At 56.2% G+C, this 10,213-nt stretch carries 11 protein-coding genes; 6 read left to right on the forward strand and 5 right to left on the reverse strand.

Going from position 1 to position 10,213, the window contains the following annotated elements; genetic code table 11:
- Nucleotides 1-75: 75 nt before the first annotated feature.
- Together ALO64_RS15265 and ALO64_RS15270 are read left to right on the forward strand one after the other, a co-directional pair.
- Entirely contained in the window at nt 76-705 is a 630-nt protein-coding gene (locus tag ALO64_RS15265; protein WP_044344367.1) for a LuxR C-terminal-related transcriptional regulator, read from the forward strand.
- A 46-nt stretch (nt 706-751) separates the two neighbouring features.
- Nucleotides 752-2,344, forward strand: a complete 1,593-nt coding sequence (locus ALO64_RS15270; protein WP_044344368.1) for a hybrid sensor histidine kinase/response regulator — start codon at nt 752-754, stop codon at nt 2,342-2,344.
- Nucleotides 2,345-2,391: 47 nt separating this feature from the next.
- Here the strand turns inward: ALO64_RS15270 and ALO64_RS15275 are convergent, their stop codons facing one another.
- The gene (locus ALO64_RS15275) at nt 2,392-2,889 is read right to left on the reverse strand and encodes a hypothetical protein (RefSeq protein ID WP_044344369.1); all 498 of its coding nucleotides are present in this window, start codon (nt 2,887-2,889) and stop codon (nt 2,392-2,394) included.
- 229 nt (nt 2,890-3,118) lie between these two features.
- Nucleotides 3,119-4,387 carry an OmpP1/FadL family transporter gene (locus tag ALO64_RS15280; protein ID WP_044344370.1) on the reverse strand — a complete coding sequence of 423 codons (1,269 nt, stop codon included), beginning with the start codon at nt 4,385-4,387 and terminating at the stop codon, nt 3,119-3,121.
- 345 nt (nt 4,388-4,732) lie between these two features.
- On the opposite strand from ALO64_RS15280, the gene ALO64_RS15285 reads away from it, so the two are divergent.
- A complete protein-coding gene (locus ALO64_RS15285) occupies nt 4,733-5,233 on the forward strand; it encodes a GAF domain-containing protein (RefSeq protein WP_002555174.1) in 501 nt (166 codons plus the stop codon).
- A gap of 13 nt (nt 5,234-5,246) precedes the next feature.
- Here the strand turns inward: ALO64_RS15285 and ALO64_RS15290 are convergent, their stop codons facing one another.
- On the reverse strand, nt 5,247-5,714 hold the full coding sequence (locus tag ALO64_RS15290; protein ID WP_044344371.1) for a GNAT family N-acetyltransferase: 468 nt from the start codon (nt 5,712-5,714) through the stop codon (nt 5,247-5,249).
- A gap of 298 nt (nt 5,715-6,012) precedes the next feature.
- Between ALO64_RS15290 and ALO64_RS15295 the strand changes: the two genes are divergently transcribed.
- The 3 genes from ALO64_RS15295 to ALO64_RS15305 all read left to right on the forward strand — a co-directional run bounded on the left by ALO64_RS15295 (nt 6,013) and on the right by ALO64_RS15305 (nt 9,134).
- Nucleotides 6,013-7,836, forward strand: a complete 1,824-nt coding sequence (locus ALO64_RS15295) for a sensor domain-containing phosphodiesterase (RefSeq protein ID WP_044344372.1) — start codon at nt 6,013-6,015, stop codon at nt 7,834-7,836.
- A 91-nt stretch (nt 7,837-7,927) separates the two neighbouring features.
- Nucleotides 7,928-8,713, forward strand: a complete 786-nt coding sequence (locus ALO64_RS15300) for a sulfite exporter TauE/SafE family protein (protein WP_004666230.1) — start codon at nt 7,928-7,930, stop codon at nt 8,711-8,713.
- Nucleotides 8,714-8,933: 220 nt separating this feature from the next.
- A complete protein-coding gene (locus ALO64_RS15305) occupies nt 8,934-9,134 on the forward strand; it encodes a hypothetical protein (RefSeq protein ID WP_002555178.1) in 201 nt (66 codons plus the stop codon).
- A 251-nt stretch (nt 9,135-9,385) separates the two neighbouring features.
- Here ALO64_RS15305 and ALO64_RS15310 read toward each other — a convergent pair whose 3' ends face one another.
- Together ALO64_RS15310 and ALO64_RS15315 are read right to left on the reverse strand one after the other, a co-directional pair.
- A complete protein-coding gene (locus tag ALO64_RS15310) occupies nt 9,386-9,580 on the reverse strand; it encodes a hypothetical protein (protein WP_005734209.1) in 195 nt (64 codons plus the stop codon).
- A 189-nt stretch (nt 9,581-9,769) separates the two neighbouring features.
- Nucleotides 9,770-10,009, reverse strand: a complete 240-nt coding sequence (locus ALO64_RS15315) for a PLD nuclease N-terminal domain-containing protein (RefSeq protein ID WP_044344373.1) — start codon at nt 10,007-10,009, stop codon at nt 9,770-9,772.
- Between the last annotated feature and the right edge of the window lie 204 nt (nt 10,010-10,213).

Consider the following 10,213-nt stretch of genomic DNA (forward strand, 5'->3'; position numbering starts at 1 on the left):
TCTACACCCTCTTAACGATACAAATACCTTCTATCAGGTATGATGCGCGCTACTTTAATACGGGAAGTATGAGGTATGCCGTGCAGAATCATTGTGGCCGACGATCACCCGCTGTTTCGTGAGGGCATGCTGCGTACTATCGAGCGGCTGATACCCGAAGCGATTATTGAAGAAGCAGGCAATCTGGATGAAGTACTCACCCTCGCACGCCGGGGTGATGAGGTCGACACACTGGTGCTAGACCTGCGCTTTCCGGGGCTCACTTCGATGCAGACCATCGGCAGCCTGCGCAGCGAGTTCAAACGCACTTCAATCATTGTCGTCTCGATGGTCGATGATCTGGACACCATTTCACAGGTCATGTCTCAGGGTGCGGATGGCTTCATTGGCAAAAATATAGCCCCCCTGGAAATTGCCGAATCCATCATCGCCATCCGCGATGGCGAAGTGGTGGTCAAGTACAAGCCCGAAGGTTCGTTACTGAGCGATCTGGACTCTGGCGCAATCAGCCATCTGACCGCACGTCAAAGAGAAGTACTGGGGCTTGTGGCGTCGGGAAAAACCAACAAGGAAATCGCCAGGGATCTGGGTATTTCACCCCTTACCGTGCGTATTCATGTCTCCAGCCTGCTAAAGGCGCTTGGTGTGCCCACCCGATCGGCTGCCGCTGCACAGTTTTCCAGCCTGGCCGGCAAACAGCACTGAGACGGTAGCCGTCATGTCATTACTGCCCCAACGAATAGATCTGGAAATGACTCAGGCGCTGCTGCGCATGGCGGTCATTGCCACATCGATCCTTTACGCACTGATCGCGTATGGGATGGGTGAAATGTCAGAGAACAAGCTGTTTGTGATCCTGGCTTATTGCATGGGCTTCGGCGTCGTCACGGTGGGGCTGATCATACGCATTGCCCAGCGCCCGGGTGCCTCCGGCAGACGACGTCTGTTTGCCCTGGTGACCGATAATCTGGCGGGAATCGTAACGATCTCGGTTGGCGGCGAGGCCATGTTGCCGGTGTACTCGGTAATGCTGAGCATGACGGTCGGCTACGGCATGCGCTACGGGCGCAACTACCTGCTGCTGGCAACCGGCTTTTCCATGATTTCGTTGATGATCATCATCGTGCTCACGCCGTTTCTGCGTGAACACCATGCTGTGGCCGTCATGATGATCCTGACCATGCTGGTCCTGCCGCTGTTTGTCTATTTTCTGCTTGGCCGACTGCACATGGCCCTTGAAGAAACCCAGGCGGCCAATCAGGCCAAGTCAAGGTTTCTGGCACAGGCCAGTCATGACCTGCGCCAGCCGATCCACTCCATCAGCCTGTTTACTGCCTGCCTGCGCGATGCGGCTTTGGGCGATAACGAACAACGTCTGGTAAATAACATCGACCGGGCATTGAGTGCGGTAGAACAACTGTTTCGTTCGTTGCTGGACATCTACACCCTCAACCAGGGCGAAGTCGCACCGCGCCCCGAATCAGTCGACCTGGATGCACTGCTCAACGGGCTGGCCGCGCAGAACAGCGAGGCTGCTGCTACCTGGGCTGGCGTGGATATTCGCGTACACAGCGGCAACCATCACGTCTGGACCGACCCGGCATTGCTGCGCACGCTGTTGCAGAACCTTGTCTCCAATGCTTTCAAATACGCGCCGGGCAAACCGATTCTGATTGGCTGTCGCCGGCAAAAAGGCACAGTCAGCATTGGTGTTTATGATCGGGGTCGCGGCATACCCGCAGAGCACTTGCCGCACTTGTGCAACGAGTTCTATCGCGTCCGCGAGAAGCGTGACCGCGACATTGAAGGTGTTGGCCTGGGGCTGAGTATCGTCAGCCGTATCGCCAGGCTCATGAATCTGCGGGTCAATATCAGTTCAGTGCCCGAGCGCGGCACTGCGGTAACCGTCAGCGGCCTGAAAGCCGTGGCCGCCAGCCAGCCGGTGAACAACATCGAAATCAACTGGAATACCCGCCTGCTTTCCGGTCTGCGCGTCATGCTGATCGAAGACAATCGCAACGTGCTTGAAGCCACCGCCATGTTGCTACGCAGATGGGGCTGCGAGGTACAGACCTTCAGCAGCATCCCCGAGATCAGTGTCGACTGTGATCTGGTAGTCACTGACTTCGATCTGGATCGTACGGCCTCGGGCGCCGACTGCATTGCCTACCTGAGCGGGCTGCAGGGAAGACGCATACCCGCCATCGTGATTACCGGCCATGAGCTTCAGCACGTCCGGCAGACGCTGAACGATCCGGATATCCCCGTTCTTTCAAAACCGGTAAGGCCGGTCGAACTGCGCTCGCTGCTGCTGAGTTTCAAGGCCGGTTCGGCGGTGTACTGACAGTCGTTGGAATGTGTTGCTTGCAGACGTTGGGCAGCGAGCTGTGGTCAATCAGTTGTGAAGCGCTCAACCACATTGCCCTTGAACTTGATGAAGATACGCGTAATCGACGCTTTTCTTCCGGTAGCTTGCGTGCCGCTCAGTGTGCTTGCGTCGCCCATTATTTCCTGTGCATCGCCCATACGCGATTGCCCTTGAAGCAAGGTAGATGCTGCGTCTCCAGAACCATATCGGTTAGAGTACTTGACCGCCATCTTGGTCAATGAGTTAAGACCTGATTCGTTACGGTCGTAGTACCACTCAGAGCTGTTATCGGACACATTGTCCTGCGCCGAATAAGTCGCACCAAACGCCTGGCGAATCTGTTCCTTGGTCGACTTGCGGGCAATGATGTTGGCTTTTATATAGTCAGGCGCATATTTGTAATCACCGGTCAGGGTATCGAGCGGGTTGCCGCCACCGGTCGAACAGGCCGTCATGGTTGCTGTGACCAGCGTAATCGCCGCCAACCCCCTTATGTTTGCCAAATGGCGAGAAATACCCATGCGCGCTCCCTCTGAAAACAAAGTCTGTTGTGAGTGATCCGTTTACACCACTGCAAGACCTGTTACGGTCGCGCACGCGCGGCCGGCGACGTTATAAAAACGTCGTCTGCCATCAACAAGTCAGGGTGTTATTCAGCGCATTAGCTTAAGTTGCCGAACCAGGGCCAGCCATAGTACGGATGTACTAGTAACAGTAAGGATGTACTGCTTCTGCAGACTGACAACTTTCTCAGAAACGGTAAGTCGCCCCCACGCCCAAAAAGCTGGCGCGGTTCTGATAGCGCGCGCTGTAACTGGCCAGCGCATTGGCACGGCTGACATCAACGCTTTCTTCTTTAAGATAGGCGTAGGCAACATCAAGGGTAAGTTCTTTGCTGACGTCATAACCCGCCCCCACACTGAAGATCGTACGGTCGCCGGTCGGTGTGCGTGGCGAGCGATTGGTATTGCTGGTCGGTGACTGATCCAGACGGATGCCAGTACGCAACGACCAGTGTGAATCCAGTCGATACGATGTGCCGAGCGCATAGGCCCAGGTATCGTGCCAGTCCAGCCCGCCAGCGATAGCGCCAGACAAGGACGCAGCAAGTATCCCTCCACGCGCAGGGCTGATGTTCTCGGTGCTGAAACTCAGGTCCTTCATGCGGCTCCAGCGCGTCCAGGTCGTCCCCGCATAAAGTGTCCAGGCATCGGTGAGCTTCTGGGTGACTGACAGCTCGTAGGATTCAGGAGTATCGACCTGTAGCGAGCAGTCATAGCGATTGCTGCTCAGCAACTGGGCTGGCGTACCGGCACCTGTGGCAACCTCGGTGTGGCAATCCAGGTCGTAGCGCACTTTGGAGTGGTAGGTCAAACCAGCCTGCGTGGTATCAGTCAGGCTGGCCAGAACGCCGATATTGAAGCCCAGCGCGACATCCTTGCCCTTCACCTTCACATTACTGTCGGCGATGGCCGGGTTAAGCGTCAGGTCCGACTCCAGCGAGCCGGCAAACTGATTGATGGTCGGCCCGAAGCCCACCGATACCCTGTCATTGAAGGCATAACTCAATGTCGGTTGCAGGGTCAGAACTTTTGCATCGCTCTTGCTGGCAAAGGCGCGCCCTTGAAAACCGCGTTCGTAATCCGTCGCCAGGCCGAACGGCACGTACGCGCCAAGGCCGATGGCCCAGTGTTCATTCAGCCTGCGAGTATAAAAACCGAACGGAATGGCCTTGAATGGCACCATGTCGCCATCGTTGCTGCCGCTCGAACGTCCACTCGCGTGGCTGATATCCGTCGATGCATCGATAAAGGTAGCGCCACCGGTGACCTGCTGGCCGGCCAGACGCGCAATGCCTGCAGGGTTGCCGTATACCGTGCCGGCATCTTCGGCGGCAGAGGCCCGGCCCGCAAACGCTGTGCCCATGCCGCTTATACCTTGCTCGTTAAGCGCAAAGCCACCTGCATACAAGTGCGTGGAAATCATGGCAACCGTGAAGCCCAGGGTCGTCTTGTGCATGGTGTTCAATGCTCGCAGTAAAGGGGGTCCGGTCAACCCGTTTGAAGGGGAAACTGCCTGCATACACTTGCAAAGTGTTTTCAGGCATTCCATGCGCTGGCAAACCTGCGATTTTATCAACGCAAAAATAGGATCCCTATAGTACACATGTACTAGTACACACCTCTTGGGTAAGTCCTTAACGTTGACAAGGGCATTAAACTCGTTAAATAGTTGGAGGCGAGGAACACAATATTTTATGTAAGCCACGATCAGGTATGGCACGATCACTTCCTGAACAAGATCGGCAGCGTCAGGCGTACTGCCAAGGCTGCATCAGTGCTTTTATGACCAGGGTGACGCATTTTGAACAACAAATTGACTTCAGCAGAGCTGGCAGTCATCAGTGAGATCGAGGCCACTTCCAGCCTGTTAAGGCTGGTGACCCGGCTGACCGGCCTGAGATTCGCGGCAATTGCCAAAGTAACCGAAACCAGCTGGACGGCATGTGCCGTGTACGACGAGATCAAGTTCGGACTGGAGGCCGGTCACGAGCTCAAACTGGAAACCACGCTGTGCAATGAGTTACGCCAGCACAAGCGTCCTATCGTAATCAACGAAGTTGCCACGGATGCGGTCTACGCAGAGCACCCCATCCCGAAACTCTACGGTTTTCAGAGCTATTTCTCGTTGCCGATCATTTTCCCCAACGGAGACTTTTTCGGCACGCTGTGCGGTCTGGACAACCTGCCGACGCCACTCGACGACGCCGATACGCTAGATACCCTGAAAGTCTTCTGCACGTTGATCGCCAGCACGCTGTACGCGCACTACCAACTGCAGGAAATGCAGGAAGTCACTGCTTAAGGCATGGAATGCCTCAGGTGCGCAATTGCCGTTCCATGATCAATGTGCGCTCCTCCCCTTCCTGATGCTCTCGCACCAACCTGAAACCCAGCGCCTTGTAAAACTCCTGCGCAGTCAAGGATGACGGCACAATCAGCAGCCCTATATCAGTCTCCAGGGCGACACGTTCCAGCTTTGCCATCAACAAACGCCCGACGCCCCGACGATGCCAGTCAGGGTCGACAAACACCGAGCGCACAACCTGACCCTCCAGGCTGGCAGTTCCGACAACCACCGCCACCGCCACCGCCACCGCCACCGCCACAAACATCCGACGTTGCTGCATGAGCCGCTCAATGGCAGACGGGCTGAAACTCAATTGCACGCGCTCGATCACACTGACCGGGTAATCCCTGGCATTGCTGGTGCGCAAGGCAGCCAGCACCACTCGACTGATGGCGTCAGCGTCTGCTCTCCGTGCGGGTCGAACCTTGATGTCCATTTTTCGTACCTGGGCAGATAAACCGCACATGAAGAGCACAGTGAAAGCCGGCTTCGTTGATACCGAGCCATGACCGTTTTGCTGATGTGCAACCAAACGACGAATGGCATTTTTTGTAACACTCTGCATACAAACGAGCAGGCCCTTTATCTTATGGGGCTGCGCGACCGATAACGCTTAAAAAGTAGCCGTCTGCGGCCGATTAACCTGTACTTCGCCTGTAATTGAATTTTTTTCATCTGTTAAAGTCGGCTCCGTGATGTCATATAGTCATCACCGAACACCCATCGAGAATTTTATGAACGCCAGTGCCCCCATTCCGCTGAATGAAACGCAACGTCTGTTGCGCATCAGGGAGCTGTGCGTACTTGAAAACACCTCTGACGACGTGTTCGATGAAATCGTGGCGATGACCGCCGATTTCTTCCAGACGCCGATTGCGTTGATCTCGATTGTCGATGAACACCGTCAGTGGTTTCGCGCCAGAGTGGGTTTGAATGCCCAGGAAACGCCACGCAACGTCTCCTTCTGTGCTTACACGATCCTTTCCGACTCGCTGTTTGAAATTCCGGATGCGACCCTCGACGACCGCTTCATGAACAATAGCCTGGTGACCGGCCACCCCGATATCCGCTACTACGCGGGTGCCCCGCTGATTACCGATGACGGCATTGCCTTGGGCAGCCTGTGCGTGATCGACACCAAGCCGCGTGAACCGATGAGCGAGCATCAGACGCAGATGCTCAAGCGTTTCGCCTCATTGGTCATGAAACGCATAGTCGGCTTGCGTCTCAGTTGCTTCATTGACCAGCCGACCGGCTTGTATAACCGCTCACGCCTGCAGGAAGACATCCATCAGGCACTGGCATCGAGCGTTGATTATCAGTTGGTCGTGGTGGACATGATCACCTCCGCGTTCCTGAACGACATTGTCAAGGCTCTGGGCTACAGCTTCTCTCAGGACCTGGTGACAGAAATCAAGAGCCGCCTGGAGCATCTGCTGCCGCCAACCTGTTCGCTGTACAAGGTCAGCCCTACCCGCTTCGGCTTTCTGCTGCCCGGAGAAAGAGCGCCTGATCATCTGTTTCGTACCATTCTCGAAGACTTCGAGACACCGGTAGAATGCCGGGGCATCCCGGTGCAGATGCAGGTGGGTCTGGGGGTTGTCACCCTGAACCGCGACCCGACCGAAGAGCAGGACTGGATGCGCATGGTCATCAGCGCTGCCGATGATGCCCGCGACCGGAATCTGGGCTGGGCGATGTATGAGCCGCACTTCGATGCCGCCCAGCAACGTGCTTTCAAACTGCTCAGTTCGTTGACCAGCGCAGTCCACTCGCATGATCAACTGCGCCTGGTCTACCAGCCGCGCATCGACCTCGCCTCTGGCTTGTGCACCTCGGTAGAAGCCTTGCTGCGCTGGAACCACCCGACGCTCGGTCCCATCGGACCTGCCGAATTCGTACCGTTGGCCGAGAAAACCGCACTCATGCGTCCGCTGAGTCTGTGGGTGCTGACAAGCGCAATCGAGCAGGCCGCCCGCTGGCAGCAACAAGGCTTCGATTTCCGTATTGCGATCAACGTCACCCCGGAAGACCTTACCGGTCCGGCTTTCACTGACCGGATGATTCGCCTGCTGGGCCAGCACAAGATCGACCCCACACGCTTTGAGCTGGAGTTCACCGAGGGCGCGTTGATGCACAACCCGGCCGAAGTGCGTCACCAGTTGGAGCGCATGCGTCAGATGGGCATGGATGTGGCGATCGATGACTTTGGTACGGGCTACAGCAACTGGAACTACCTGCGGCAATTGCCCGCGACCACCGTCAAGCTCGATCAGTCGCTGATTCGCAATCTGGCGTCTGACAAGACCGATCAGCGTCTGGTCAAGGCGCTGATCGGTCTTGCCAAGAAGCTGGGTTATTGCGTGGTGGCCGAAGGCATCGAGACAGACGAAATTCGCCGCCTGGTCAAGCAATGGGGCTGTGATGAGGGGCAGGGCTATCTGATTTCCAAACCTATGGAAGCCGACGCCGTACTCAACTGGCTAGGCCCGGACCGCCGCCTGCAAACTGTCACTGAAGCCGCCGAAGCCGCTGTCATCCGCGACAAACGGTTATAACCTTAGAACACTTCTTCATAACCGTTTGCAACACAAGCCGTTATGCTGCCCGCCACTTTTTGCCTGATGCGTTTGCTTGAATAGGTTGGTTATGGAAGCGGGTGGTCTGGGGTTTGTAGTTGCAGGGTTGGTAGTCGGTTTTATCGTTGGCATGACCGGAGTCGGCGGCGGCTCGCTGATGACGCCCATTCTGTTGTGGTTCGGCATCAACCCGGCCACGGCGGTCGGCACGGACCTTTTGTACGCAGCGATTACCAAATCCGGCGGGGTTCTGGTACATCGCAAGAATGACAACATCGATTGGAAAGTCACCGGGCTGCTGACCCTGGGCAGCGTCCCTGCCGTGCTGCTGACGCTGTGGTTCCTGAGCACACTGCATACCGCACCTGAGGCCCTGAACGCGATCATCAAGCAGGCGCTGGGCTTTGTACTGCTGTTGACTGCCCTGGCCGTTCTGTTCAAGAAAAAGCTGCTGGCCTTCGCTCATGGCCGCGGAGATGGACATTCGTTTTTCAGCGGTACGAGCCTGACAGTATTGACCGTCATCACCGGCTTGATCCTCGGCACCATGGTCGCACTGACGTCCATTGGTGCGGGCGCGCTGGGTACCGTGGCGTTGTTCATCCTCTACCCTCTGCTACCGACCCGGCGTCTGGTAGGCACGGAAATCGCCCACGCCGTCCCTCTTACGCTGGTTGCAGGTCTGGGCCATGCGAGCATGGGTAACATGAACTGGGAATTGCTGGGCTGGCTGCTGATGGGTTCATTGCCGGGCATTTACCTGGGCAGCCACATGGCGGGCCGCGTTTCCGACGACCTGCTGCGGCCTTTCCTGGCCATCATGCTGGGCATGATCGGCTTCAAGCTGGTGTTCTGATCGGCGCCTATCCATCAGCCTGTCACATTTCTGAGTCAGGCTTGCCCACGAACACAGTCTCGAAAGCCGCAGAGCCGGTTTGCCTGCAGGCCGTGCGCACTCATCGGGAATTGTAATTTTTTGTAGCGAGACACCGATTTTCGGCGCAGGATTTCGTGCGTCAGCTTCAGCGCCGATGACCCGGCACAGACTTACCCTCACTTGAAAGGAGATGCCAACAATGCTCATCCGAATTGAAGAAGGTGTATATGGCGACGCTTGGGTTGTAATACTGGACGACTATCCGGTCAAATGCCGGAGCTGGCAGGAAGCCAGAGAATTTGCCGACCGCATGAAATCCAGAATCGACGCGCCTCATTCGCTGCCGCACATGACACGCCGCGCAGCCGCCGAAATAAGCGTTCAGGCGGCCGCCCGCTAGACCGACTCCATCCCCGCGAATCACTCGACACAGCGTTGCCACGCAACCGGCGACGCTGTTTCACCCCGTCACGACGCCGCTTGAATTATCGAACTACTTCTCGTTTCCATGACATCCGTTTCACATCCTCTTCACGTCCGGCTGCGTAAATTGACCCTACTCCTTTGATGAATCCCATTTGGCCCACCCCGTTGTGGGCCATTTTTTTGCCTGTAGAAAAGTACCAGCACTCCTCCATGGATCAGGCCGGGTTATTCGCTTCGCACTGTTTGCGACGAAGAAGCAGTCAGTACCGGACTGCTCAGGACACCAGCACTCAGCTCCGCCAAGCGATCATTGCCTGTACCGTTGGCCGTGTTGTTGCTCCAATTCGCTGTCGTCGTTGCCACCCAGCCCAACACAAACAATGCAACCGCCTGTAACGCCCACCTGGTAATGATCGACATGTGCTCTCTCCTTGTTCGGGTCTGGATGGCGAGCATGTAAACACCTCACCATGACAGAAGAATTGCAGAGATTTTTATTTTTGCCAGCCACAAGCCCGTCTTTGTGAAAAGAAGGTTTGTGAAACAGGAATGAGCGGTCTGCAAGAGAAATACCCACACTCATGAGCGGGGTATTTCCGGAAGGCGGGGTCAATACTTGGTGCTTTGCTGCTCAGGCCTGGCAGGCGTGTCCACATGGCGCGGACCAGCGACCAGCAGGGCCAATACGCCGGCAATCGGCACGGCAACAACAACGATGATCCACATCAGCTTGTTGCTGGATTGTGTCTTGCTCTTGCGAATACGCATGACTGCCCAAATGTCCGAAATCACGGTCAGAGCTGTCAGCGCTGCAAACAGCCACAAATGATTTTCCGATATCCAACCCATTTGAAATCTCCTGCACCATCAACGAAGGCAGCCAGACCGGCTGCCCTACTGTAGAAGAGGCCGGAAAGCGGCCTAAAGTTCAGAGAATCTTTCGGATTGTGACCGGGTGCTCAGCTCAGAGGCAAGAGCGTCCAGAACGGCACACACAAGCAGAGCATGAGCACGATAGGCGTATTCCTCTGCACATCGTTCCTCACGCTCCAG

The organism is Pseudomonas meliae (assembly GCF_001400515.1).
GTDB classification, from domain to species: Bacteria; Pseudomonadota; Gammaproteobacteria; order Pseudomonadales; family Pseudomonadaceae; genus Aquipseudomonas; species Aquipseudomonas amygdali.